Below are 26,229 nucleotides of genomic sequence, written 5' to 3'. Positions count from 1 at the left end.
TTTCTTGTTCACCAATCCGAAAGGGTTGGTTTTTATGTCACCAACTTGTAACGCTAGCTTCTTGCGCTTGTCACTTTTTTGGCGTACAATGAGAGTATGGATTTAAAGGCTCAGATTCAGCAACTCGCGCGAGAGATTGGCATTTCAAAAATCGGCTTTACCACGGCTGATGATTTTTCGTATTTGGAGAAAAGCTTGCGCGCAGCAGCTGATGAGGACAGGTTGTCAGGCTTTGAGCACAAAAACATTGAGGAACGTTTGGATCCCAAGCTGAGCTTGGCATCAGCCAAAACCATCATCTCCATAGCGGTTGCTTACCCCCATAAACTGCCGATTGAACCTCAAAAGACCAATTACAAGCGAGGTAAAATCACCCCAAACAGCTGGGGACTTGATTACCATTATGTTCTCCAAGACAAGCTCAATCGTTTAGCAGCAGGCATTCGAGAGTTGTGCAAGGCTTTTCCGTTAGAGCACAAGGCCATGGTGGATACGGGCGCTCTGGTTGATACAGCGGTAGCCAGACGAGCAGGGATTGGTTTCATCGGTAAAAATGGCTTGGTCATCTCCAAAGAATACGGCTCGTATATGTATCTGGGAGAGCTAATTACTAATCTGGAGATTGAGCCCGACCAGCCTGTGGACTATGACTGTGGGGACTGCAGGCGGTGTTTGGATGCCTGTCCGACGTCCTGTTTGATTGGGGATGGGAGCATGGACGCCAAGCGTTGTCTATCCTTTCAAACCCAGGACAAGGGCATGATGGCGCTGGAATTTCGCAAGAAAATCAAGACTGTTATCTATGGTTGTGACATCTGCCAAATCTGCTGCCCTTACAATAAAGGGTTAAATAATCCCTTGGCCAGCGAGATTGACCCTGAACTGGCTTGGCCAGAGCTGATTCCCTTCTTGGAATTGACCAACTCGACCTTCAAGGAAAAGTTTGGCATGATTGCCGGTTCTTGGCGAGGGAAAAATATCCTCCAACGCAATGCCATCATCGCCCTTGCCAATGCTCACGACAAGACAGCAGTCGTCAAGCTCTTGGAAATCATTGATAAAAACAATAACCCCATTCACACGGCGACAGCGCTTTGGGCCTTGGGGGAAATCATCAAAACACCGAACGATGATATGCTAGAGCTGGTGCTGGCGGTGAAGACGGACAACGCTGATATTCTGACGGAGCGTGAGCAACTGCTTCAAAAATGGCAAGTTAGCTAAAAATATGATAGAATAGAAAAGTTATGGCAGTTTCCTGCCAATTAACCGAAACGGACTAACACTGGGGTGCAGCTCTGCTATTGCCCTAAAAAAGAACCAGCGAGGTAAACTATGGATATGATTGACAGCCGCAACAAGATTGCGAACCTGCGTGCAAAGCTAACCAGCTTTGGGAGGTCTCTTTGACCTCGACCGTTTGGAAGAGGACATCGCGACCTTAGAGCACCTTATGACTGAGCCAGATTTTTGGAATGATAATCAGGCGGCGCAAAAGGTCTCTCAGGAGCTAAATGACCTCAAAACAACCTACCAGACCTTTCATGACATGACGGAGCTCTGCGACGAGTGCGAGTTGCTGCTGGAGATGGGAGCAGAGGACGAGAGTTTGTTGGAGGAGTTGTCTGACAGTTTGACGAGGCTTGAGGGTCTGATGACCAGCTACGAGATGACGCTACTCTTATCAGAACCCTATGATAGCAACAACGCTATTTTGGAGATTCACCCAGGCTCTGGTGGTACTGAGGCTCAGGACTGGGGTGATTTGCTGCTTCGCATGTACATGCGTTTTGGCAATGCTAGAGGGTTTAAGGTAGAAACCTTGGACTATCAGGCGGGAGACGAGGCTGGGATTAAGTCAGTGACCCTGTCTTTTCAAGGGCCAAATGCCTACGGTTTATTAAAGTCAGAGATGGGGGTTCACCGTTTGGTGCGGATTTCACCCTTTGACTCGGCGAAACGTCGTCATACCTCATTTGCCTCTGTTGAGGTCATGCCGGAGTTAGACGATAACATCGAGATTGCTATCCGTGATGATGAGGTCAAGATAGACACCTTCCGTTCAGGTGGTGCAGGTGGTCAGAACGTCAACAAGGTCTCAACAGGGGTGCGCTTGACCCACATTCCGACAGGAATTGTTGTCGCTTCAACTGTTGACCGCACCCAGTACGGCAACCGAGACAGAGCCATGAAGATGCTCCAAGCCAAGCTCTATCAGTTGGAAGAAGAGAAAAAGGCGGCTGAAGTGTCTGCCCTCAAAGGTGACAAGAAAGAAATCACATGGGGCAGCCAGATTCGTTCCTATGTCTTTACCCCTTACACCATGGTCAAAGACCATCGGACCAGCTATGAGGTTGCTCAGGTGGACAAGGTCATGGATGGTGAGATCGATGGCTTTATCGACGCCTACCTCAAGTGGAAAATGGGTGTGGATGAGTAAAACAAGCCAGTGGCTTGTTTTAGCCTGAGCTTGAAAATGAGGTAGCGAGGGAAAGCCAGTGGCTTGTTTTAGCCTGAGCTTGAAAACGAGAGAGTGAGGAGAAGTTCTGCCCTTTGCATTCTTATTTATCTGAACCTCTTAGGTTTAGGATTTTCTGAGAAATAGCAGAGCTGAGCAACTGCTCTGAGCTGAAAAACGAAAGGAGTGTCTATGGCACTGATTGAATTACGCGATGTGACCAAGAAATACCATCGCTCGACAACTGCCTTGCGCGGTGTTGACCTTGATGTCAACCAAGGCGAATTTGTCTATATCGTTGGCCCATCAGGGGCTGGTAAATCAAGTTTTATCAAACTGATTTATCACGAGGAAAAGGCGACCAGTGGTCGTATTAAGGTAGGTGAGTTTGATGTCACCAACCTCAAACCCAAACACCTGCCCTATCTTCGTCGCTCGATTGGCGTTGTTTTCCAAGACTATAAACTTCTGCCCCGTAAGACTGTTTTTGAGAATGTCGCTTACGCTATGGAAGTTATCGGTGAAAGACGTAAAACCATCAAAAAACGTGTTCCTGAAGTGCTAGAACTTGTTGGTCTCAAGCACAAGATGCGTGCCTTTCCTGACCAATTATCAGGTGGTGAGCAACAGCGTGTGGCTATCGCGCGAGCTATTGTTAACAATCCGAAACTCTTGATTGCTGATGAGCCGACAGGTAACCTTGATCCTGATAACTCTTGGGAAATCATGAAGCTTCTTGAGCGTATCAATATGCAAGGGACAACTATTTTAATGGCGACCCACAACAGCCAGATTGTCAACACCTTGCGCCACCGCGTTGTCGCTATTGAAAATGGGCGCGTGGTCAGAGACCAAGAGAAAGGAGATTACGGTTACGATGATTAGACCATTTAGACATTTTTGGGAAGCCGTGAAAGGATTGATTCGAAACGGCTTGATGAGTGTGATTGCGACATCATCTGTTAGCCTAACCTTGACCCTGTTGGCTTTCTTCTCAGTTATTATCATCAATGCGGAACGCCTAACAACAGGCGTTGAGGGCAATGTTCAAATCAACACTTTCCTTTTGTACGAATCAACGGATAATAACGAAACGATTGTCAATGACCGTGGAGAAACAGTGCCAAACCCTGATTATCACAAGGTTTATGATCAAATCATGGCCTTGCCAGATGTTGACCAAATCACCTTTTCTAGTAAGGATGAGCAGCTCGTTGCTTTGAAACAAACCATGGGTGAAGCTTGGGAAATCTATGATCAGGATAACCCTCTATCAGATATTTACATTGTTTCTACTAAGACACCTGATTCAGTTAAGTCGGTCACAGCTGCCATTGAAAAAATTGCTGGGGTTGACTCAGTGTCTTACGGCGGTCTGAAAGCTGAAGCTCTCTTCAAATTGGCGGATACTGTTCGAATTTGGGGGGTAGGCATTACAGCGCTCATTTTAGTCATGGCCATATTCTTTATTTCCAATACCATCAGAATGACCATTATCTCACGCAGCCGTGAGATTCAGATTATGCGTTTGGTTGGTGCTAAGAGCGGCTATATTCGCGGACCTTTCTTTATTGAGGGAGCTCTTGTAGGCTTACTTGGGGCGATCATGCCTGCCTTATTGGTTTATTTTGGTTACCATTTTGCCTATAGCGAATGGAATCCTGGATTAGTTGTGCAGAACCTTTCTCTGTACCCACCAGTGCCTTTCCTATACTATGTTGTCGGCGGACTATTTGCTGTCGGGATTGTGATTGGTGCGATTGGGTCTAGCCTATCTGTCCGTAAATATTTGAAATTCTAAACAAAATCTCTTGCATTTTTTATTAGAATATGCTAGAATCAATTCAGAATATCTTTAAATTCGTCCAGAGAGGCGAGCAAGGTAACTGAATCTGACAAATAGCGTATGGGAAAATGGTTATGTTTTCTAGGCTTTATTGTGTTACCCGAACGATAGGGTAACGTTAGAAAAACAACCAGCTGACCCTAGCAGTCAAAGAGCATGCACCAGAAATTTTATTGCTGATGATGTCTTTGCTGTATCCAACTTGTTGTGAAGCCATTTACAGGTGCCTTGTCGATGACAGGGCACTTTTTTGTTGCCTGAGGCTAATTAAGGAGGCGTGATGACAAAAACCATACTGGCACTGGATGTGCCTACTGCCGATCAAGCATGGGATTTGCTTGCTGATTTTCCAGAACCGATCTATGTCAAGGTTGGCATGGAGCTGTACTACGCTCTGGGGGCTGATTTTGTTCGTGAGTTGAAAGCTAAGGGGTTTCAGGTTTTTCTTGACCTCAAGCTCCACGATATCCCAAACACCGTCTCCCAAGGCATGACCCAACTGGCGACACTGGGTGCGGACATGCTAAATGTGCATGCTGGAGGTGGCATAGCCATGATGACAGCGGCTGTCAATGCTGTCAAGTTAGTCAATCCAGATAGCCTCTGTATTGCAGTGACCATCCTGACCTCGCTTGATGATCAGCAACTCCAGAAAGAGCTTGGTCTCTCTCAACCTGCCCTAGAGACAACCTTAGCTTACGCTCGCAACGCTAAAGCAGCTGGTATGGACGGGGTGGTGTGCAGTGTCCATGAGGTAGCAGCCATTCACGATGCCTGTGGGGCGGACTTTATCTGTGTGACGCCTGGGATTTCTTTTGGAAATAGCCGAGCAGCTGACCAGAAACGGGTAGCGACACCGGCTCTTGCCAAGACAGCTGGGTCTGATTATATTGTCGTTGGGCGCAGCATCAGCCAATCAGCACACCCTTACCAAACCTATCTAGCTATTGAGGAGGAACTTCTATGACAAAAACTGCTCTTGCAAGACTGCTCTTAGAGACTAAGGCTGTCTTTCTATCACCAGATCAGCCCTTTACTTGGGCTAGCGGTATACAGTCGCCGATCTACTGTGACAATCGCCGTGTACTGGCTTTTCCTGAACAACGTCGTCAGGTGAAGGATGCCTTAGTTGCCCAGATTCAATCCCTAGATTATGACGCCATCATGGGGACTGCCACGGCAGGTATCCCGATGGCTTCGATCTTAGCAGACCATCTCAATAAGCCACTGGGCTATGTCCGAAGTAGTCAAAAGAAGCACGGTCGTAGCCAGCAAATTGAAGGGTATCAAATCCCAAACACCAAGGTCGTCTTGATTGAAGACTTGATTTCAACTGGAGGTAGTGTTTTGGAGGCCGTTCACATCTTGCGTCAAGCTGATATTGAAGTGGTTGGAGTTGTGGCGATTTTTACCTATCAGCTCAAGAGAGCCGAGAAGGCCTTTGCAGCAGCAAATGTGCCACTGTACACCCTGTCTGACCGAGAAACCTTGCTGAGGTTGGCTGTTGAAGAGGGCTATTTAGCACAATCGGACTTATCTCAGGTTCAGCACTTTTTTCAAGAACTTGATAAGCCGAGTATTGACACGAGCTAGAAAACTCATCTGTTTAGCTCAGCTATTTTCCCTAAACCAACCCTACGGGGTAAGAAAGGAGTTGTGATGATCAACCTTATCCGCATGTCGGACCTGACAACTGAGCAAGTCTATGGACTAATCCATCGAGCTTTGGCGCTGAAAGCAGGTAGCCCACCCCTGCATCGTTCAGATCTCTTCGTTTCTAATCTCTTTTTTGAACATTCGACCCGAACCAAGCACAGTTTTGAGGTGGCAGAGCAAAAACTGGGGCTTCGTGTTATCAATTTTGACACGGATACTTCCTCAGTCAACAAAGGCGAAAGTCTCTACGATACCTGTCAGACTATGGCAGCTATTGGTTGTCAGGTGCTGGTTATCCGCCACCCTAAAGAGAATTATTATACTGATGAACTAGCGGGTCTGACGGTGCCAGTAATCAACGGAGGTGACGGCAGCGGTGAACACCCCAGCCAGTGTCTGTTGGATCTGATGACCATTTATGAGCGTTTTGGTCGCATTGAAGGGCTCAGGGTAGCTATTGTTGGCGACATCAAGCACTCTCGAGTAGCCAGAAGCAATTACCATACCTTGAAAAGGCTAGGCGCGACGGTTGTCTTTGTCGGTCCAGAAGCTTTTGAGGATAAGACCTTAGGTGAAATGGTTGATTTTGACACCGTTTTACCAGAGTTGGATGTCTGCATGCTTTTACGTCTGCAGCATGAGCGGCATTTTGGAACGAAATTGTCAGACATAACAAGCTATCATCAGGCTTATGGGCTGACCTTGGAACGCTACAAGAAACTCAAACAAGAGGCGATTGTTATGCACCCTGCTCCTGTTAACCGTGGGGCGGAGATTGCTAGCCAGTTGGTGGAAGCGGACAAGTCAGTTATTTTTGAGCAGATGACCAATGGTGTTTTCATGCGGCAGGCGATTTTAGAGCACATCATCACCGGCAACAACTTATAGGAGGGACAGATGTTAATCACAAATGCCACGATTTTCCTAGACGGAAAGTGGGTTAAGCGAGACATTCTCATTGCCCAAGGGTATATCGGAGAAATAGCCGAGCGGATTGATCCGATAGGGGATGAGGTACTTGATGCAGCTGGTCGCTATGTGTCGCCAGGCTTCATTGATGTTCATGTCCACTGGCGAGAACCAGGTTTTCCGCACAAGGAAACCATTGCTCAGGCCAGTCGAGCGGCTGCCAGAGGTGGATTTACAACAGTCATGCCCATGCCAAACCTCAATCCTGTCCCAGACAGTCGAGAACATTTGCAGCAGCAACTAGACTTGATTGCCCAGCATAGTGTTATCAGGGCGCTTCCTTATGGCGCGATTACCAAAGAGGAAATGGGGCAGGACTTGGCAGATATGACGGATTTGGCACAGCGTGTTTTTGCCTTTAGTGATGATGGGCGTGGGGTTCAAGATGCCAATACCATGTATGAGGCCATGCGTTTGGCAACTTCATTGGGCAAGCCGATTGTCGCTCATTGCGAGGACAATTCTCTTATACGAGGCGGTTGTATGCACGAGGGTAAACGTAGTCAGGAGCTAGGGTTGCCAGGCATTCCGTCTGTTTGTGAGAGCGTGCAGATTGCCAGAGACATCTTATTGGCGGAAACCACAGGTTGCCATTATCATGTCTGCCATGTTTCCACCGAAGCCTCGGTGCGTTTGGTGCGCGAGGCCAAGAAAAATGGCATTCGAGTGACTTGCGAGGTTTGCCCTCACCATCTGGTTAGCGACGAGATGGACATTACTCACGATACTGGCCTGTGGAAGATGAACCCGCCTTTACGGTCAACTCAGGATAGACAGGCTCTGATTGAGGGGCTTTTGGATGGCGCCATTGACATCATCGCCACTGACCACGCGCCGCATGCGCCTGAGGAAAAAAACTGCTCCATGACCCAAGCAGCTTTTGGTATCGTCGGTAGTGAAACGGCTTTTGGTTTGCTTTACACTCATTTGGTGCGGACAGGGATCTTACCGTTGGAAAAATTGCTGGCGCTGATGACTGAGGACGTGGCAACCTGTTTTGATTTGCCTTATGGTAGGTTGACGGTTGGCAGCTCTGCTGATATGGTGATTTTAGATACCGAGACGGCTTATGCCATCGACCCAGACCAGTTTCTCAGCAAAGGCAGAAATACCCCTTACGGTGGACAGACCGTTTATGGGAAAGCATTGGTGACCATTTATCAAGGACAAATCGTTTACGAGGAGAAATAACATGACCAGATTACAAACCACTCTTGGACAATTTAGTTTTGACAGCTGTGTGATGAATGCCTCTGGTGTTCATTGTTATGACCGAACTGAACTGGATGACTTGCGGGCATCTAAGGCGACCACCTTTGTCACCAAGTCTGCTACGCTCAATCCACGCGAGGGCAATCCGACACCGCGTTACAAGGCAGTACCGCTAGGGTCTATCAATTCCATGGGCTTGCCAAATTTGGGCATTGACTACTATCTGGACTACCTCAAAACGGTAGAGGTTGGGGGGAGCTCGCCATTCCTATCCGTGACGGGGCTGTCTCGTGAGGAAACTCATACCCTGCTCAGGAAAATCCAGTCTTCTAGCTACAATGGTCTTGTGGAGCTCAATCTTTCTTGTCCCAACCTTATCGGCAAACCCCAGCTGGGCTATGACACCGAAGGTGTCAACGAACTCCTGACAGAAGTTTTCGCCTACTTTGACCAGCCTTTGGGAGTGAAATTACCGCCTTACTTTGATCTCACTCATTTTGACCAAATCGCCAAGGTGCTCAATCAGTTTCCCTTGACCTTTGTCAATACGGTCAACAGTATCGGCAATGCCCTCTACATTGACGACGAGACGGTAGCTATCAAGCCCAAAAATGGGTTTGGGGGTCTTGGAGGAAGTTACATCAAGCCGACAGCTCTGGCCAATGTCCATGCCTTTTATCAGCGGTTGAAACCATCGATTGCTATCATCGGAACAGGTGGTGTGAGCTCTGGTCGTGATGTCTTTGAGCATATCCTCTGCGGTGCACGTCTGGTGCAGGTCGGAACAGCTCTTCAGGAGGAGGGCCCAGCGATTTTTGACCGCTTGGAGGCAGAATTGCGGAGCATCATGGCTGAAAAAGGCTACGAATGTTTAGATGATTTCCGTGGAAAATTGCACTATTTGTAAGGAGAGAACATGGCAAAACGGTATTTAATCTTAGAAGATGGCACAGTGTTTGAGGGAGAAGCCTTTGGAGCTGATGTGACAACAACTGGTGAGCTGGTCTTTACAACAGGTATGGTTGGCTACCAAGAAACCATTACAGACCCAGCTCATGCTGGTCATCTTGTGGTTTTTACTTACCCAACAATTGGCAACTATGGGCTAAATGCTGATGATGATAATTCTTTCTATTCAGACTGCCGAGGTGTTATTGTTTATGAATGGGGAAAAGAAGGCAGTAACTGGCGCAGTCAGATGACCTTAGATGAGTTTTTGCGCCGCAAAGGGATTCCAGGTATTTCTGGTTTGGATACGCGAGCGCTGACGCGTTTGATTAGAGACAGAGGCTCTATTAGAGCACAGTTGACCGACCAGCGAGATGAGCCCAATCAGGTCGAAGCAATTGAGCAGAATCTCGTTGACAGGGTATCGACCAAGACAGCTTATGCCTTGCCAGGGACAGGTCGTCGTGTTGTGATCCTTGATTTGGGACTGAAACAAGCCCTGTTAAAAACACTTAAACACTTAGACTGGCAAGTTACGGTTGTGCCTTGGGATAGCTCAGCTGAACAGATTCTAGCCCTAGCCCCAAGTGGACTGATTTTGTCCAGCGGTCCTGGGAGAGCTCACCAGCTGCCACAGGTGGTTGAACTAGTCAGGAGCTTGCAGGATAGTCTGCCAATTTTGGGACTTGGTTTAGGTCATCGTGTTTTGGCGCTAGCTAATGGGGCTAGGGTCGAGCGTTTGGCTATTGGACATCACGGGACTAACCATGCGGTGCGTGAACAGGAGACGGGACGTGTGACCTTTACCTTGCAGAGTCAAACAGAAGCGGCAGTGGACGCTGACTTGCCAGAGCAACTAGAGGTGTTAGCCCGTCATTTGAATGACCAAAGCATTCAAGCGACCAGACACAAGAACCTAGCTGTGATGGGCATTGACTATGAGCCGACACGTCAGACCTTTATGGACTGGCAAGAACTCATGACCAAAAGACAAGAGCAAATCTAAAACGTAGAGGGGGACAATATGCCAAAACGTACAGACATTAAGAAAATCATGGTAATCGGCTCTGGCCCAATCGTGATTGGCCAGGCAGCCGAGTTTGACTATGCTGGAACTCAGGCCTGTTTAGCACTCAAGGAAGAAGGTTATGAAGTTGTCCTTGTTAATTCCAACCCAGCCACCATCATGACTGACCGAGAAATTGCGGACAAGGTTTATATCGAACCAATTACCCTAGAATTTGTTTCTCGCATCTTGCGCAAAGAGCGACCAGATGCTTTGCTGCCGACACTTGGTGGTCAGACTGGGCTCAATATGGCCATGTTGTTATCCAAAGAAGGCATTTTAGATGAGTTGGGAGTTGAACTCTTGGGGACTAAGCTATCTGCCATTGACCAGGCAGAGGATCGTGATCTCTTTAAGCAGTTGATGGAAACTTTGGGTGAGCCAATTCCAGAGTCTACTATTGTCACAACTGTTGATGAGGCCCTTGAGTTTGCTGAGCGTATCGGTTATCCGCTCATTGTTCGCCCTGCTTTTACGCTTGGTGGTACTGGGGGTGGACTTTGTGCCAATGAAGCAGAGCTACGAGAAATTGCAGAAAACGGCCTTAAACTCTCACCAGTCACCCAGTGCTTGGTGGAGCGTTCCATCGCAGGTTACAAGGAAATTGAATACGAAGTGATGCGTGACTCAGCAGACAACGCCTTGGTGGTCTGCAACATGGAAAACGTTGATCCAGTAGGTATTCACACCGGAGACTCGATTGTGGTGGCGCCGACGCAGACCCTGTCTGCCATCGAGTGCCAGTTGATGCGAGATGCTAGTCTCAAGATTATCAGAGCCTTAAAAATTGAGGGCGGTTGTAATGTTCAGTTAGCGCTTGATCCGCATAGTTTTAAGTATTATGTTATTGAGGTTAACCCTCGCGTATCTCGCTCGTCTGCCTTAGCCTCTAAGGCAACAGGTTTTCCGATTGCTAAGTTAGCCGCTAAAATAGCAGTTGGTCTGACCCTCGATGAGATGAAAAATCCAGTCACAGGGTCAACCTATGCCATGTTTGAACCGAGCATTGATTATGTGGTGACCAAACTGCCCCGTTTTCCATTTGACAAGTTTGAGTCTGGAGATCGCCAGTTAGGTACTCAGATGAAAGCAACTGGGGAGGTAATGGCCATTGGTCGTAACATTGAGGAGAGCTTGCTCAAAGCCATCAGATCTCTAGAAATCGGAGCCCACCACAATGAACTGCCAGAACTCCGTCAAGTATCAGATGATGAGATTGTGAAGCGACTGAGCAAGGCACAAGATGACCGCCTCTTTTACCTGTCTGAAGCTATTCGTCGAGAGTGTGAACTGGATATGCTTTACGACTTAACAGGGATTGATCGCTTCTTCCTCACAAAATTGGTTAACATTTATCAGTTGGAGCTTGCTTTAGCCAGTCAACCTAATGAGCTACAGCTCTTGAAACTGGCCAAGCAACATGGTTTTTCCGATCGCAAGATCGCAGAGCTGTGGGAGGTGGATAGCTCTGCTATTCGCCAGAAACGTCTGGAAAACGGCATCACGCCGGTCTATAAGATGGTGGATACTTGCGCGGGTGAGTATGCTTCTGAGACGCCGTATTTTTACTCTACTTACGGTCTTGAGAATGAGTCTGTGGCTTCTGGTCGACCATCTGTGCTGGTGTTAGGGTCTGGTCCTATCCGTATCGGGCAAGGGGTAGAGTTTGACTATGCGACGGTGCATTCGGTCAAGGCCATTCAGACGGCAGGTTATGAGGCGATTATCATGAACTCTAACCCAGAAACGGTTTCGACCGATTTTTCAGTGTCAGATAAGCTCTACTTTGAACCGTTGACTTTGGAAGATGTGCTTCATGTCATTGACCTTGAGCAACCGATTGGGGTCGTGGTGCAATTTGGTGGACAGACGGCAATCAATCTAGCTGAACCTCTTGCCCAGGCAGGTGTTAAGATTTTGGGGACACAGGTGGCGGATCTCGACAGGGCAGAAGACCGTGATCTTTTTGAGCAGACCCTGCGAGAGCTTGACATCCCGCAACCACCAGGACAAACTGCTGTTGATGAAGAAGGTGCGGTGCAAGCTGCCGCTCGTATCGGTTATCCGGTGCTTGTCCGCCCATCGTATGTTCTCGGTGGTCGTGCCATGGAAATTGTCGACAAGGAGGCTGATCTTCGCAACTATATGCGGACGGCAGTTAAAGCCAGCCCAGACCACCCCGTCCTAATTGATTCCTACATCATTGGTCAAGAGTGCGAAGTTGATGCCATTTCGGATGGTCAGACAGTTTTGATACCAGGTATTATGGAACACATTGAGCGGGCAGGAGTTCACTCTGGGGATTCGATGGCTGCCTACCCGCCGCAGACTCTGACAGAGGCGGTTCAAGACACCATTGTGGATTACACCAAGCGTTTGGCTATTGGGCTCAACTGTATTGGTATGATGAATATTCAATTTGTCATCAAAGATGAGCAAGTCTATGTGATTGAGGTTAACCCGCGTGCCAGCCGGACAGTGCCATTTCTCTCTAAAGTTACAGGGATTCCAATGGCACAGGTCGCGACCCAACTGATCTTAGACAAAACACTAGATGAGCTTGGCTACGTTGATGGTCTCTACCCAGAAAGTCCGCAGGTTCATATCAAAGCTCCTGTCTTCTCCTTTACCAAGTTAGCCAAGGTTGATAGCTTGCTTGGTCCTGAAATGAAATCTACAGGCGAGGTGATGGGGACAGACCGTACGCTTGAAAAAGCGCTATATAAAGCCTTTGAAGCCAGCTATCTTCATCTGCCAAGTCATGGCAACATTATTTTTACCATTGCTGATGAGAGCAAGGGGGAGGCTTTAGATCTCGCAAGACGTTTCCTAGCTATCGGTTATGGCTTAATCGCAACTGCAGGCACAGCGCGTTACCTGATTGAGCAAGGTTTGCCAGTTCAGACAGTCCCCAAAATCGGTGATGGAGGAGCTGATATTTTAAACTCGATTCGTCAGGGCAAGGTTCAAGCCGTGATTAACACTTCCGGTCTCGACCGAACAGCAGGGCAGGACGGGGCAAAAATCCGTCAGGCTGCTATTGAAAATGGAGTTCCGCTTTTCACCGCTTTAGATACGGCTAAAGCTATGCTGAAAGTGCTGGAGAGTAGAAGTTTTATGGTACAGACCCTTTAGACAAAAAGCGCCCTCAGTGAGAAACAGGACACTGAGGGCGTTTTGAGCGATAAGAAATCCACACTATTTCTGCATAAGAGCAGCATCGATAGCTGTTAAAACAGCAAGGATTGTGACAGGATCAACGGTTTGGTCAATAAGTTCAAAAGCATAAGCGCCTTCTTGCAGAAGACCTTGCCTATTGATGATTGCAATAACCTCACCGTTGTTGTTAAAGAGTTTGTACTCGCGTGATAGGAACTTTCCTTCCACAGACCAGTCTAGACCAGTAATGGTGAATTTTGGCTTTAAGGATAGGTTTTTCTTGGTGACGTTGGCAATTAATTGATCATCTCGTAGGATATTGTAACTGTAGTGGGTTAACGAGATTTTTTGCTTGAGCAGGGCTAATTCTTGGTCATCTGCATTAAAAATAGTCGTTTTTGCACCGAACATCAAGGTGTTCCCACGAATTTTATAGGCAAGTTTTCCAGCTTCATCAATGACATCAAAGGCCTGATAGACAAGCGAGCCGGCATAGTTAACGACAAATTTCATATAAAATCTCCTTATAAGATATCGTTTATAAAAGATTCAACCTCAGTTGTAATTGGGTGATTACTACCCCATCTTAAATAGGACAACTCTGATTGAATGCTAATTATCTCATAGAAATTATTAAAACGCAAATACTTTGATTATCAAACAATAACAGCAAATTTTGTGCTTGACAAATTTGGTCAAGATGATATAATTTACTGGTTGACCTTTAACTGGTTAAAATAAAAGGAGAAAGAGATGAAAAGAAAACTACTGGCAGTTGTTGGCTTACTAAGTCTTTCGACATTGGGCTTGGCAGCCTGCTCGGCTAACAATTCGTCCAAAACGGATGAGAAACTAGAGGTGGTTGCAAGTTTTTACCCCATTTATGAGTACACCAAAAACATCGTTGGTGATGAGGGCAATGTTGAACTCTTGATCAAGGCAGGAACTGAAGTACACGGTTTTGAGCCATCAACCAAGGACATCGCTAAAATCCAAGACGCTGATGCCTTTGTCTATGATGATGAGAACATGGAAACCTGGGTGCATGATGTCGAGGAAGCTGTTGACACGGATAAGGTGACCTTTGTCAAGGCGACTGGGGACATGATTTTAGCGCCTGGTGTCGCTGAAGAGGAGCATGACCACGCTGACCACGATCACGGTGAAGAGGGACACACCCATGAACTCGATCCCCACGTTTGGTTGGCACCGAGCTTGGCCATCAAACTGGTGGAAAATATCCGTGATGACCTCAAGGCAGAATTTCCAAAATCAGCAGGCGCTTTTGAAAAGAATGCTGCTGCTTACATCGCTAAGCTAGAAGAACTGGACAAGGAATATGATACTGCTCTGGCAAGCCCAAAACAAACCAGCTTCGTTGTCCAACACGCCGCCTTTGGCTACTTGGCACTGGAGTATGGCCTGACCCAAATCCCTATCGCTGGGGTATCGGCAGATAGCGAGCCATCAGCCAAACGCTTGGCTGAGCTAGCTGAATACGTTAAGGCTAACGGCGTCAAGTACATTTATTTTGAAGAAAATGCCTCCTCAAACGTTGCCAAAACTCTGGCAAATGAGGTTGGGGTGGAGACAGCTGTCCTCAACCCGCTGGAAAGCCTAACAGAGCAGGAGATGGCTAAGGGAGCTGATTATTTCTCTGTCATGAGAGACAACCTGAAAGCTCTGCTATTGACCACAGAAACAGCTGGCGATGCCATCAAGCCTGAAGAGGACAAGACCAAGACGGTTTATAAGGGGTACTTTGAGGACAAGGACATCACTGACCGCACATTAGCGGACTGGGATGGCGACTGGCAGTCGGTTTACCCTTATCTGGTCGATGGTACACTTGACCCTGTCTGGGACTACAAGGCTAAGACTGGCAAGACCATGATAGCTAGCGAGTATAAGGACTACTACACTGTTGGTTACAAGACCGATGTTGATAACATCATCATTGACGGCGACAAGAACACCATGACCTTTGTCCGTGGTGGCGAGAAGAAAACCTTTACCTACAAGTATGTCGGCTACGAAGTGTTGACTTATAAAAAAGGCAATCGTGGCGTGCGTTACCTCTTTACAACGGATGACGCTGATGCTGGTGAGTTCAAAAATATTCAGTTTAGCGACCACGCCATCGCACCGCAAGACTCTGAGCACTTCCACATCTACTGGGGGGCTGAGGATCACAAGGTCTTACTCGAGGAGCTGGACAACTGGCCAACCTATTACGAGACTGGCTTGACTGGTCGTGAGATTGCTCAGGAGATTGTGGCTCACTGATTGATGACAGATAACGGCTTTGGCCGTTTTTTGTCTGTCAAATAGCAGAGCAGAGTAAGCTGGAAAGATCTAAAGTTCCTGAGGAGTGCTTGAAAATTCGTGAAAATCACTGAAAAGACCTGCCTTCGGCAGGTTTTTGCTGTTTTTTGAACAAAAAACTTGACAAAATGCCTATATACTAGTATATAGAGCTTGACTTTTCAAGCCAAGCTCTTCTAAACAGCAACTATTTATAAAAAAGGAGGAGTTTATGAAAAAACTTCTAAAGTATGGCGTGACCAGCCTGACACTGGTAGCGCTTGGGGCAGTTGCAACAGCAACTGAGTTGCCTGTGATTGGTACGACGGTTGTGAGGGCTGAGGAAAATGTTGCTCAAATGAAAGTTATAGCATCATATGGTTACTCTGAAGATGGCGAGTGAGGGACACTTTTAAGTGAGACTTTTTTGCTGTCTCCAGGAGAGTCAGTTACAGTTGAAGCTAAGGAGTTCCCAGGATTTATATTTATTGATTTTAATAATAATGGGACATCTCGAAATGGTTTCACCTATACCTATGAAGACATTAAAAGGGATAATCTCTTAGGCTTCGCTTTGGCTGGATTTAGTTACTCCAAAGATAATCCTGCTTCAGAACCATCTAACAATGGTAATAACCAAGATAACCAGCCTGACAACCAAACTCCACCATCAGCTGGCAATAGTAACCAAGGTGAGGCTACCCCACCAGCTCCGCCAACTACCAACGATGGCACAAATACTGAAAACCCACCAATTAACAACGGTAGTGGGAACACGATTACACCACCAGCCACAGGCAATAACGGCACAACAAGCCCAACCCCAATCACCCCAGCCCCACAAGCACCAGACTTGTCGCCTGTACGTGCCCAGATTTTGGCGCAAATCGATCAGTTTAATCTTACTGACGAGCAAAAAGGCGACTTGGCAGTTCTCATCAGTTTTGCTGAAACGGCTGAAGATTTGGATAAAGTCAAGGCTCAGTTTGCCAAACTGACCAAACCAGCTACATCAGCTACTGAAGCAACAAAAGCAAAAACAGAGAGCAAAAACACCTTACCACAAACAGGTGAGGCTAGCTCCCTTGCACTAACAGGTTTGGGTCTGGTAGCGACCTTGGCAAGCCTTGGCTTGGTTCATCGTCGTCAGATTAACTAGTCAAACATAAGACCGACAACTACAAAAGCTGTCGGTTTTTTGCTGGTTCAATCAGTAAAAATGAGTTAACGACGGTTATCCCAGAATGTCAAAAAAGAGCTCTGCTATTTTTCAAAAGAATGCATATCAGAGATGAAAAACGGGCGCAACTATGCTATAATAGTTAAGATAACAAAATAGAAAAGGTGGTTTTCATCATGGAAAAATGTCAGGTTATTTCGCATCCGCTGATTCAGCACAAGTTGTCTATCCTGCGGCGGACAACAACATCAACCAAGGATTTTCGTGAGTTGGTTAATGAAATTGCCATGTTGATGGGTTACGAGGTATTGCGTGATTTGCCTCTTGAGGACGTTGAGATTGAAACCCCTATTACCAAGACTGTGCAGAAACAGTTGACTGGTAAAAAGTTGGCTATTGTGCCAATTTTGCGGGCAGGTATCGGCATGGTGGATGGTCTTCTGAGCCTTGTTCCTGCGGCTAAGGTTGGGCACATCGGCATGTACCGTGATGAGGAAACCTTGACACCTGTTGAGTATTTGGTTAAATTGCCAGAGGACATCGACCAGCGCCAGATTTTTGTGGTTGATCCGATGTTGGCGACTGGTGGCTCAGCCCTCCTAGCGGTTGATTCTCTGAAAAAGCGTGGCGCAACCAATATCAAGTTTGTCTGCTTGGTTGCAGCGCCAGAAGGGGTCGAAGCCCTCACAGCAGCCCACCCAGATGTGCCAATTTTCACGGCAGCATTGGATGAAAAACTCAACGAAAACGGCTATATCGTTCCAGGTCTTGGTGATGCGGGTGACCGTTTATTTGGGACTAAGTAGGTCTTGACACCGACAGGTTCTTAAAGATAGTTTAGTCGATACTAGTCAACAGAAGGGAAGAGGGCGATAGCTAAATCACCTTCCTTTCTTTTTGCTAAAAATGATAAGTTTTTTATTTGACCATTTTTGACCAATCGCTTATAATAGACCTATACTGAAACAAGAAAAGGAGACATTATGATTCCAGTAGTTATTGAACAAACCAGCCGTGGGGAACGTTCCTACGATATTTATTCTCGCTTATTAAAAGATCGTGTCATTATGCTGACAGGACAAGTTGAGGATAATATGGCAAACTCTATCATTGCCCAGTTGTTATTTCTAGATGCTCAAGACCCAACCAAAGACATTTACCTCTATATCAATACCCCTGGGGGATCTGTTTCTGCAGGTCTTGCTATCGTGGATACCATGAACTTTATCAAAGCTGATGTGCAGACGATTGTGATGGGGATGGCAGCTAGCATGGGAACAGTTATCGCTTCAAGTGGAACTAAAGGGAAACGGTTCATGTTACCAAATGCCGAGTACATGATCCATCAGCCGATGGGAGGTACTGGTGGCGGTACTCAGCAGACCGATATGGCTATTGCTGCTGAGCACTTGCTCAAGACCCGTAAACGTTTAGAGCAAATCTTAGCTGATAATTCTGGTAAGACTGTTCGTCAGATTCATAAAGATGGCGAACGCGATTACTGGATGACAGCTGAGGAAACCTTGGCTTATGGGTTTATTGATGAAATCATGACGAATAATGATTTGAAATAAGAACTAAAAAATGAGGAAGCTAGGATAATAATCCTGGTTTTTTCATTTTATTAGCGCTAACGAGGCGAAAAGAGTGGTTTGGAGCAACTGTTATCGGCTTTGCTGATTTTAGAGTTGCCCATGCACGGGTCATTAGGTGCTTTCGTGCCAATGTCTAGTTGTCAAGTGTCTCAAGGTGTATAATCTTTGAAAGCTGAACCGTGAACACCTTGGTCCCTGACAAGCAGATGTCGTCAGCTGAGTAGTCCTACTTAACTTTTCAGAGAGGGGTAACGTCTAATCAATTTCTGTCGAATTGTCCCCCTCTATTTTTGAGAAATAGTCAGTTAGTCTGCCTGAACAGATCTGCTATTTCCCAAAAAAACACAGCTTTTATGGTATAATAGACGAAAGAGAAAAAAGGAGAAAAACTTGGAAGATTTTTCAATGGACATTCGCTTAAAACACCCTGATGATATGCTAAGCCTATTTGGCAGTAATGAGCGCCACCTCAAGCTAATAGAGCAAGAGTTTGGTGTTACTCTGCATGCTCGGACGGAAGTGGTGCAGGTGCTGGGTGAAGAGGCAGCAGTTGAGATGGCGAGATTGGTCATCGAGGCTTTGCTGGTGTTAGTCGGACGAGGCATGGTCATCGCGACACCTGATGTTGTGATGGCGATCAGTATGGCACGCAGCGGTGAGATGAACAAATTTGTCGCCCTTTATGAAGAGGACATCATCAAAGACAGCTACGGTAAGCCAATTCGAGTTAAAACACTGGGTCAGAAGGTCTATGTCGATAGTGTCAAGAGCCATGATATCGTCTTTGGGATTGGTCCAGCAGGGACTGGAAAGACCTTCTTGGCGGTGACCTTGGCGGTAACAGCCCTCAAGCGGGGACAGGTCAAGCGGATTATCTTGACCCGCCCTGCGGTGGAGGCTGGTGAGAGTCTGGGCTTTTTACCGGGTGACCTCAAGGAAAAGGTCGACCCGTATCTGCGCCCTGTTTATGACGCCCTCTACCAGATTTTGGGCAAGGAGCAGACCGCTCGCTTGATGGAGCGGGAGATTATCGAGATTGCTCCTCTAGCCTACATGCGGGGACGGACGCTGGACGATGCCTTTGTCATTCTGGACGAGGCACAAAACACCACTATCATGCAGATGAAGATGTTTCTGACCCGTCTGGGCTTCAACTCTAAGATGATTGTCAATGGTGATACCAGTCAGATTGACCTGCCCAGCAAGGTCAAATCAGGCCTGATAGATGCCACAGAAAAATTGCAGGGCATTGCTGCGATTGACTTTGTGCATTTTTCCGCTAAAGACGTGGTGCGGCATCCTGTGGTAGCAGAGATTATCCGAGCGTATGAGGCAGAAGCTTAAGGATAATAGCAGAGCGTTTTCGTGAGTTTTGGAAAAGATTAGTGAAAAATAGCGAGTAGCGACAGCGGGTAATGACATAAAAGAAAAAATTCACGATTCCCTTGACAAGTCAAGAATCTATGTTATAATAAATACCATCAAAACAGGAAGGAGTATAGCCATGAACACAGTAATCATGATCAATGTTAGACGTATACATGGAACAAGCCTCCTTTCAGACAAGCAGAAATAGGTCTATTTTTGTAGACTGTTGACCTGGGTGGCTATGTCCATCTAGGTTTTTTTGTGTTTTTAAGGAGGAAGAGATGTTTGGTTTGATTTGGAGTTATATGCGGCAACACAAGTGGCGCTACTTGTGGGTTGCGATTTTGCTGGTGGTGTATGATGTGACCTTGCTAGTACCGACACAGGTGACGCAGCGGTTGGTGGATCAGCTTTCTCAGCAGAGCCTAACCCAAGAGCGCTTGGTGAGCGACATTGCCTTTTTGGCAGTTGCTACCTTGGTTAACTATGGCTCAGCCCATCTGTGGCATTATCAGCTTTTCCAAGGGTCGGTGACCTTTAAGTTTGACTTACAGCAGCAAGCATTTGCAAAGCTGATTCGGATGCGAACCCCTTTTTATGAGAAATTTCGTTCAGGCGACATCCTGACCCGTTTCTCAACGGATGTGGGAGGGCTACTTGAAGTCATTGGTTATGGGCTAATGATTGTGGTCTATGCTGGGGGCATGATTGCCTTTATTTTACCAGCCATGTTGGTTTTATCTTGGCAGGTGACTTTGGTAGCCATGCTACCGATGCTGCTGATGATGGTCTTGATGTATATGATTAGTCGCAAGCAAGACCAGCTGATTGATGATAACCGTGAAGCAGTCGCCCAGCTTAATAATGAGGTTTTAGAAGCCATCGAAGGGGTACAGGTTACTCGTGCCTATAGCAAAAAAGCAGTGCAGGAGAAGCAGTTTCGCAAACGTACCCAAACGTTGGCAGAGACAGGTAATCGTATTGGAGACTGGCAGTCTCTCTACAATCCAGTTGTGGTAACGCTACCAGGAATATCGACGGTAGAGGTCTTGTGGTTGGGAGCTCACTTTTTACAAAAAGGAGCTATTAGCCTCGGTCAGGTGTTGGCCTTACAATTGTATATGGTGTCTTTGATTGAGCCTTTTTGGATGATAGCGGATTTGTTATTGGTCTATCAGACAGGGAAAACTTCTTTTGAAAAAATCCATGAACTGATTGAGACTGGTGACGACATGGAAGCAGATGGTCAGCTCGTGCTGACAAAACCGCAGACCTATGCTTTTGAAAACTATCAGTTTACTTATCCGCAGGCAGAGCGGTACAGTTTACTAGGCATCAACTGGGTCTTGCAGGCAGGTCAGACGGTTGGGATTGTCGGAAAAACGGGTTCAGGTAAGACAACCTTGGTCCGTCAGTTTTTACGCCAATACCCTCTTGGTCAAGGGGCATTCACCATTGACGGGCGGTCTGTCTTGGACTATCGGCGGCGTTCGATTGAGACCTTGATTGGCTATGTGCCGCAGGAGCATGTGCTCTTTTCTAAGTCGGTCAGAGACAATATTCTGCTGGGAAATCCTGCTGCGTCAGCCCAGGATCTGGCAGCAGCGATTGAGATGGCGGCCTTTACTGAGGATGTTGAACGGATGGCAGATGGTTTGGAGACCATGATTGGGGAGCGGGGCTTGTCCATTTCAGGTGGGCAAAAGCAGCGGATTTCCATCGCTCGTGCCCTGATTCGTCAGCCAGAACTGCTGATTTTGGACGACTCATTGTCTGCGGTCGATGCCAAGACTGAACGCCAGATTATCCAGCGCTTGCAAGAGGAACGGCGAGGCAAGACCAACCTTATCATTGCCCACCGCTTATCTGCGGTTCACCATGCGGATTGGGTCTTGGTTTTAGATGACGGACAAATCATCGAAGAGGGACGACCAGCAGACTTGCTGGCAGCAGGTGGCTGGTATGTCGACCAGTACAACCGCCAGCAAACACAAAAAGGAGGGCAATAATGAAAGTTATTCTGAGCTTAATCAAGGAGATCAAGCAGGTTAAGTGGCTCTTTTTCTGGGCAGTCGTGCTCTTTTTACTAGTAACAATAGCTAGTCAGTTAGCCCCCATGATACTTCAGACCGCGATTGATGCTCATCTGAGTTCACTGACGGGACAAACTGTCTTTCAAGCGGCAGCTTTTCTTCAACTGATGAGTGGCTACTTGCTCCTCTTACTCATGGGAGCGGGATAAACTTACTGGGCGTCACGTTTGCTACGGCGGTCGGGCAATCAAATCGTTGCAGATTTGCGCAATCGCGCTTACGATGTGATGCAGAATTTGCCGATTGCTTACTTTTCAGACAAGCCAGCAGGGCAGTTGGCGACACGGATTGTCAACGACACAGAGACCTTGCGCAATGATTTCTACGGGATTTTGGTCAATCTCCTGACCAATTTCTTACGGGTGGTTTTAACCTATGGGATTGTTTTTTATTTGAATCCTGCTCTGGGAGCTATCTTGCTCTTGCCAGTCTTTTATCTGGTGCAGCTGCTTTACAAGAAACTGACAGACCAGCCGACCAAGGACTTTTTTGAGGCCAGAAGTCAGGTCAATACTCAAGTCAACGAGACCATGAATGGGGCTAGTCTCTTGCAACTTTATGGTCAGGAGGAGGCAGTTCTAAGCGAGTTTGAAGCAGCTGCAGGTCATTTGTTGGATGCCGACAAGCGGATTATTTGGGGACAGTCTATTTCATCTTGGCCTTTGACAGAATTTATTCGTAATCTGGTCGTGACAGTCATTTTGACCTTGGTGGGTTACCAATTTCTCTCTGGAAAGGTAGCCATTACCCCTGGACGGCTCTTTCTCTACCTCAACTACATGGTGGACTTGTTTGATTTGATGGGTGCGCTGGTGCGGCAATTTCCCAATATTCAGCGTTCTATCGAGACTGGTAAGCGAGTTCAAGAGTTGCTGGGTGAGGAGACCGAGATGGATGCGGCAGCAGAGCTGGTGATGACAGATGGTCGTGTGATCTTTGACCATGTTAGCTTTGCTTATGAAGAGGGGCAAGCGACCCTGTCAGACATCAACCTCGTCGCTGAGAAAGGGCAGACCATCGATCTGGTCGGACATACAGGTTCTGGTAAGTCTTCTCTGATGAACTTTCTCTACCGTTTTTATGATCCAATTCAAGGACAGATTTTGGTGGATGGTCAAGCTATTGACCAGTTTTCACGAGAAAGCCTGAGGCGCTATATGGGCATTGTCTTGCAAGATCCTTACCTATTCACAGGCACCATTGCCAGCAATGTTGCCATGGATCAGGCGGATGTAGATGACGAGGCCATTATCGTAGCTCTGGAGAAAGTTGGAGCAGCTGATTTGTTAGCTAGACTAGACAAGGGCATCCATGAGCCTGTGGTGGAAAAGGGAGCAGCCTTCTCCAGCGGCGAGCGCCAGCTCATTGCCTTTGCTCGAACGCTCTTTTCCAATCCCAAGCTCTTAATCTTAGATGAAGCGACATCGCATATTGACACAGAGACGGAAGAGGTCATCCAGCGAGCCATGGAGGTGGTCAAAGAAGGTCGCACAACCTTTATCATCGCTCACCGCCTGTCCACCATTCAACACGCTGACCAGATTTTGGTCTTGGATAAGGGGCGTATCGTCGAGCGAGGCAGGCCTGAGGACTTGCTGGCTCAAGATGGAGTCTATGCCCACATGTATCAGATTCAACAGAACGTTTAGGTGATTTGATGGAAAACTATGGCTATGGTTTAAAACCGAGGTCAGACCAAAAACAAGACGGTAGACTAGTGTCTGAGACCAGGCAGAGCTATCAAATTGGTTTGGTCACAGGCGAGGTGATTACGGTCAAAAAACGTTATGGAGAGCCCAACTATGTGGTTGGCGATCTTGTTCAGTTAACTGAACAGAAGGGGCGATTGGTGATTGAACGCTTGTTGGCGCGTGAACAGGTAGTCAAAAAAGTAGTTAATCATAGCCTGAAAGACTATCGTCAGTTAGAAGCCAGTCAGATTCTAGCTAGCAATGTGGATTAGCTCTTTATCCTGATTGCGCTTGACCAGAATTTCTCTCTATCTAAGCTAGAGCGATTTATCCTTGTCTTTCAGCAGGACGGACAAGAACTCCATGTTCTGCTGACTAAGAAGGATTTATGTTCGCAGGTGGATGACACATTAGCGCATTTATCCAGTCTCTATCCTCATATTCGCTTTACAGCTTTAAGCATCTTTGATGACCAATCCCTTGCTGTGGTTAAGCGCCAGCTCATTCCACAAAGCAGAGGTTTGATGATTGGTGCTTCAGGGGCAGGAAAGTCCAGCCTCCTTAACCGTTTGCTGGGGCAGGATTTGGAGCGAACTGAGGCGGTGAAAAAGCGTGATGGCAAGGGCAAGCACACCACGACAGGGACGACCCTCCATGTTTTGGAGGAGCTGGATTACTGTTTGATTGATAGCCCTGGTTTTAAGGGGATTGACAGTCAAGAGGCGGTTTCAGCAGTCAGCCTTTTTGATGATATTGTGGCTTTGGCTGACAGCTGTAAGTTTTCGGACTGCCAGCACAAGACAGAACCTGGCTGTGCGGTTAAGGCAGCAGTTGTCAGTGGTGATCTTTCTAAGGAAAAGTTGGATTGCTATCACTATCAGGCCGACAACATTAAACAGTTTACTGCAAGATGAGCGTAAAAAGGTGGCAGGCGATCTGCTGCCTTTTCTTTCTTGGGTTATCTTCTGCATTTTATAGGGAAGTATGTTATAATAAGGCAAAGTAAAGAAGAGAGGTGAGTTGTGTCATGTATATTGAACTCATTGATGAAACTGGACAGGTCTCTGAGGAGATATTGACCCAAACCAGAGAAATTTTAGAATTTGCGGCAGCTAAGTTGGGCAAGGTCGGCAAGGAAATGGCAGTGACCTTTGTGGACAATGCCCGCAGTCACGAGTTAAATGTGCTCTATCGCGGTGTAGACCGACCAACCGATGTGATTAGTTTAGAATATAAGCCAGAAATGCCCATTGTCTTTGATGATGAGTTAGCAGAAGATACTGATTTAATGGAGATGATGGCGGAATTTGATAGTTACATCGGTGAGTTATTTATCTCCATTGACAAGGCGGCAGAGCAGGCTCTAGCGTATGACCATTCCTACGAACGAGAGATGGGCTTTTTAACAGTGCATGGTTTTTTGCACATCAATGGCTATGACCATCAGACACCAGAAGAAGAAGCAGAAATGTTTGGCTTGCAAGAGGAGATATTGACAGCTTATGGACTTAAAAGAGACTGATGTAAAGGTTTATCAAAAATCTGACCCCATTGAGCCCAAAGCAGAGCGTCAAAAGTGGAAAAACAGCAATTTCATCAATAGTTTTGAATTTGCTTGGTCAGGCATAAAGACAAGTTTTGTGCAAGAGCGCAACATGAGACAGCATGTACTATCAGCAGCTGTCGTTCTTCTTGCCGGTCTGTTTTTCAAGGTGTCTACGACTGAGTGGCTGATTTTGTTGCTTTGCATCTTTGGAGTGATTTGCATGGAAATTGTCAATTCAGCCATTGAAAACGTTGTTGACTTGGCGAGTGATTACCATTTTTCTATGCGAGCAAAAAATGCTAAGGACATGGCAGCGGGAGCGGTTTTGATGATGTCTTTTTTAGCTGTTATTGTTGGCTTCATCATCTTTTTGCCCAAGTTATGGGCTTTGTTCTCCTGAGAAAGGAGCATCATGACGCAAGATTATATTTCTTATATCCGCTCAAAAGTCGGACATGACAAGATTATGCTGACCTTTGCTGGTGGGATTTTGACCGACGAAGCAGGTAGGATTCTCTTGCAACGGCGGGGTGATTTTAACAGTTGGGGTCTTCCTGGGGGGGGGGATTGTGTCATAATAATGACAGGTGCTTAAAACGCTGATAAATCAAGGATTTGGGCGTTCTACAATCTGTCATGAAGGAGGACATTATCACATTTTAGATAATAATATTATTGCTTAGGCAAGAACAGTTTAGAGTGTTCTTGCCTTTTTTGTTTAAGGAGGACAGATTGGAATTTGCAGAATTAACTCGTGGTGGTGTTGCTGCCTATCTTATGCTTGTCATGGGAGTGCCAGCACCACAAGCCCATCAACTACTTGATGAATTGGAGTCAAGCGGCTTAGTTAAAGTAACGACAAGCGGACAAGTAGCTATTAAATTATTGGAGGAACAGAATGAAACGCATTAGTGCAAATCACTACCAAACATCTGAAAGGTACTACAAGCTCCCCAAACTCTTGTTTGAGAGTGAGTTATACAAAGACATGAGACTAGAGGTTAAGGTGGCATACTGAATCGGTTACACTAAACTAGACAGAATTTATAAAGTGTTCTACACTAAAGAAAACAGGAGAACTCTATGTCTAGAAAAATCCGTCGTCAATTTAGTGATGACTTTAAGCAACAAATTGTTG

24 protein-coding genes and 3 pseudogenes are annotated in these 26,229 nt (G+C 46.7%); 26 read left to right on the top strand and 1 reads right to left on the bottom strand.

Annotated elements, in window-relative coordinates; translation table 11 throughout:
• Nucleotides 1–96: 96 nt before the first annotated feature.
• The 11 genes from queG (at nt 97) to carB (ending at nt 13,290) form a co-directional block, all read left to right on the top strand.
• A complete protein-coding gene (gene queG, locus ACERC5_RS02350; RefSeq protein ID WP_373660060.1) occupies nt 97–1,224 on the top strand; it encodes a tRNA epoxyqueuosine(34) reductase QueG in 1,128 nt (375 codons plus the stop codon).
• Between the two features lie 111 nt (nt 1,225–1,335).
• A protein-coding gene (gene prfB, locus ACERC5_RS02345; protein ID WP_373660059.1) for a peptide chain release factor 2 occupies nt 1,336–2,440 on the top strand; the annotation gives its coding sequence in 2 pieces (ribosomal slippage) (nt 1,336–1,407 and nt 1,409–2,440; 1,104 coding nt in all).
• A 210-nt stretch (nt 2,441–2,650) separates the two neighbouring features.
• Nucleotides 2,651–3,343 (top strand): cell division ATP-binding protein FtsE, encoded by a 693-nt coding sequence (gene ftsE, locus ACERC5_RS02340; protein WP_018369163.1) that lies wholly within the window; start codon nt 2,651–2,653, stop codon nt 3,341–3,343.
• Complete coding sequence (gene ftsX / locus ACERC5_RS02335) at nt 3,336–4,259, top strand: permease-like cell division protein FtsX (RefSeq protein ID WP_373660058.1); 924 nt, start codon at nt 3,336–3,338, stop codon at nt 4,257–4,259. The genes ftsE and ftsX overlap by 8 nt, the downstream gene beginning before the upstream one ends.
• 325 nt (nt 4,260–4,584) lie before the next feature.
• Complete coding sequence (gene pyrF, locus ACERC5_RS02330; protein WP_373660057.1) at nt 4,585–5,271, top strand: orotidine-5'-phosphate decarboxylase; 687 nt, start codon at nt 4,585–4,587, stop codon at nt 5,269–5,271.
• Nucleotides 5,268–5,897 carry an orotate phosphoribosyltransferase gene (gene pyrE / locus ACERC5_RS02325; protein ID WP_373660055.1) on the top strand — a complete coding sequence of 210 codons (630 nt, stop codon included), beginning with the start codon at nt 5,268–5,270 and terminating at the stop codon, nt 5,895–5,897. The genes pyrF and pyrE overlap by 4 nt, the downstream gene beginning before the upstream one ends.
• Nucleotides 5,898–5,963: 66 nt before the next feature.
• Complete coding sequence (locus ACERC5_RS02320) at nt 5,964–6,848, top strand: aspartate carbamoyltransferase catalytic subunit (RefSeq protein ID WP_373660054.1); 885 nt, start codon at nt 5,964–5,966, stop codon at nt 6,846–6,848.
• Between the two features lie 9 nt (nt 6,849–6,857).
• Nucleotides 6,858–8,120, top strand: coding sequence for a dihydroorotase (locus tag ACERC5_RS02315; RefSeq protein WP_373660053.1), 1,263 nt, complete (start codon nt 6,858–6,860; stop codon nt 8,118–8,120).
• Between the two features lies 1 nt (nt 8,121).
• On the top strand, nt 8,122–9,048 hold the full coding sequence (locus ACERC5_RS02310) for a dihydroorotate oxidase (protein ID WP_373658234.1): 927 nt from the start codon (nt 8,122–8,124) through the stop codon (nt 9,046–9,048).
• A 9-nt stretch (nt 9,049–9,057) separates the two neighbouring features.
• Nucleotides 9,058–10,095, top strand: coding sequence for a carbamoyl phosphate synthase small subunit (locus ACERC5_RS02305; protein ID WP_373660052.1), 1,038 nt, complete (start codon nt 9,058–9,060; stop codon nt 10,093–10,095).
• Nucleotides 10,096–10,113: 18 nt separating this feature from the next.
• Nucleotides 10,114–13,290: a carbamoyl-phosphate synthase large subunit gene (gene carB, locus ACERC5_RS02300; RefSeq protein ID WP_373660051.1), complete on the top strand. Its 3,177-nt coding sequence runs from the start codon at nt 10,114–10,116 to the stop codon at nt 13,288–13,290.
• Between the two features lie 63 nt (nt 13,291–13,353).
• Here the strand turns inward: carB and ACERC5_RS02295 are convergent, their stop codons facing one another.
• Complete coding sequence (locus ACERC5_RS02295) at nt 13,354–13,827, bottom strand: LURP-one-related/scramblase family protein (protein ID WP_373658238.1); 474 nt, start codon at nt 13,825–13,827, stop codon at nt 13,354–13,356.
• A gap of 240 nt (nt 13,828–14,067) precedes the next feature.
• On the opposite strand from ACERC5_RS02295, the gene ACERC5_RS02290 reads away from it, so the two are divergent.
• The 15 genes and pseudogenes from ACERC5_RS02290 to ACERC5_RS02220 all read left to right on the top strand — a co-directional run.
• A complete protein-coding gene (locus ACERC5_RS02290) occupies nt 14,068–15,600 on the top strand; it encodes a zinc ABC transporter substrate-binding protein AdcA (RefSeq protein ID WP_373660050.1) in 1,533 nt (510 codons plus the stop codon).
• Between the two features lie 250 nt (nt 15,601–15,850).
• Nucleotides 15,851–16,021 carry a hypothetical protein gene (locus ACERC5_RS02285; RefSeq protein WP_373658241.1) on the top strand — a complete coding sequence of 57 codons (171 nt, stop codon included), beginning with the start codon at nt 15,851–15,853 and terminating at the stop codon, nt 16,019–16,021.
• Between the two features lie 24 nt (nt 16,022–16,045).
• Complete coding sequence (locus ACERC5_RS02280; protein ID WP_373660049.1) at nt 16,046–16,777, top strand: LPXTG cell wall anchor domain-containing protein; 732 nt, start codon at nt 16,046–16,048, stop codon at nt 16,775–16,777.
• A gap of 197 nt (nt 16,778–16,974) precedes the next feature.
• Complete coding sequence (gene upp / locus ACERC5_RS02275; RefSeq protein WP_373660048.1) at nt 16,975–17,604, top strand: uracil phosphoribosyltransferase; 630 nt, start codon at nt 16,975–16,977, stop codon at nt 17,602–17,604.
• 177 nt (nt 17,605–17,781) lie between these two features.
• Nucleotides 17,782–18,372 (top strand): ATP-dependent Clp protease proteolytic subunit, encoded by a 591-nt coding sequence (locus ACERC5_RS02270; RefSeq protein WP_018369150.1) that lies wholly within the window; start codon nt 17,782–17,784, stop codon nt 18,370–18,372.
• Nucleotides 18,373–18,798: 426 nt separating this feature from the next.
• Nucleotides 18,799–19,737: a PhoH family protein gene (locus tag ACERC5_RS02265; protein ID WP_373660091.1), complete on the top strand. Its 939-nt coding sequence runs from the start codon at nt 18,799–18,801 to the stop codon at nt 19,735–19,737.
• Nucleotides 19,738–20,042: 305 nt separating this feature from the next.
• Nucleotides 20,043–21,770 (top strand): ABC transporter ATP-binding protein, encoded by a 1,728-nt coding sequence (locus tag ACERC5_RS02260; protein ID WP_373660047.1) that lies wholly within the window; start codon nt 20,043–20,045, stop codon nt 21,768–21,770.
• Nucleotides 21,770–23,503, top strand: a pseudogene (locus tag ACERC5_RS02255) (ABC transporter ATP-binding protein). Before ACERC5_RS02260 ends, ACERC5_RS02255 begins: the two are co-directional and overlap by 1 nt.
• A gap of 8 nt (nt 23,504–23,511) precedes the next feature.
• Nucleotides 23,512–23,817: a hypothetical protein gene (locus ACERC5_RS02250; RefSeq protein WP_373660046.1), complete on the top strand. Its 306-nt coding sequence runs from the start codon at nt 23,512–23,514 to the stop codon at nt 23,815–23,817.
• Between the two features lie 6 nt (nt 23,818–23,823).
• Complete coding sequence (gene rsgA / locus ACERC5_RS02245; protein WP_373660090.1) at nt 23,824–24,459, top strand: ribosome small subunit-dependent GTPase A; 636 nt, start codon at nt 23,824–23,826, stop codon at nt 24,457–24,459.
• Nucleotides 24,460–24,572: 113 nt separating this feature from the next.
• Nucleotides 24,573–25,067, top strand: a complete 495-nt coding sequence (gene ybeY / locus ACERC5_RS02240) for an rRNA maturation RNase YbeY (protein WP_373658245.1) — start codon at nt 24,573–24,575, stop codon at nt 25,065–25,067.
• On the top strand, nt 25,048–25,491 hold the full coding sequence (locus ACERC5_RS02235; protein ID WP_373658246.1) for a diacylglycerol kinase: 444 nt from the start codon (nt 25,048–25,050) through the stop codon (nt 25,489–25,491). The genes ybeY and ACERC5_RS02235 overlap by 20 nt, the downstream gene beginning before the upstream one ends.
• A gap of 12 nt (nt 25,492–25,503) precedes the next feature.
• Nucleotides 25,504–25,653: pseudogene (locus tag ACERC5_RS02230) on the top strand (DNA mismatch repair protein MutT); the annotation flags it as partial.
• A gap of 170 nt (nt 25,654–25,823) precedes the next feature.
• On the top strand, nt 25,824–26,003 hold the full coding sequence (locus ACERC5_RS02225; RefSeq protein ID WP_373658247.1) for a hypothetical protein: 180 nt from the start codon (nt 25,824–25,826) through the stop codon (nt 26,001–26,003).
• Nucleotides 25,990–26,106, top strand: a pseudogene (locus ACERC5_RS02220) (replication initiator protein); the annotation flags it as partial. The gene ACERC5_RS02225 and the pseudogene ACERC5_RS02220, both read left to right, overlap by 14 nt.
• Between the last annotated feature and the right edge of the window lie 123 nt (nt 26,107–26,229).

The organism is Streptococcus sp. E24BD (assembly GCF_041807825.1).
Lineage (GTDB): Bacteria > Bacillota > Bacilli > Lactobacillales > Streptococcaceae > Streptococcus > Streptococcus entericus.
Note: the sequence above shows the minus strand (reverse complement) of the source record. Positions and strands in the feature narration are given on the sequence as shown.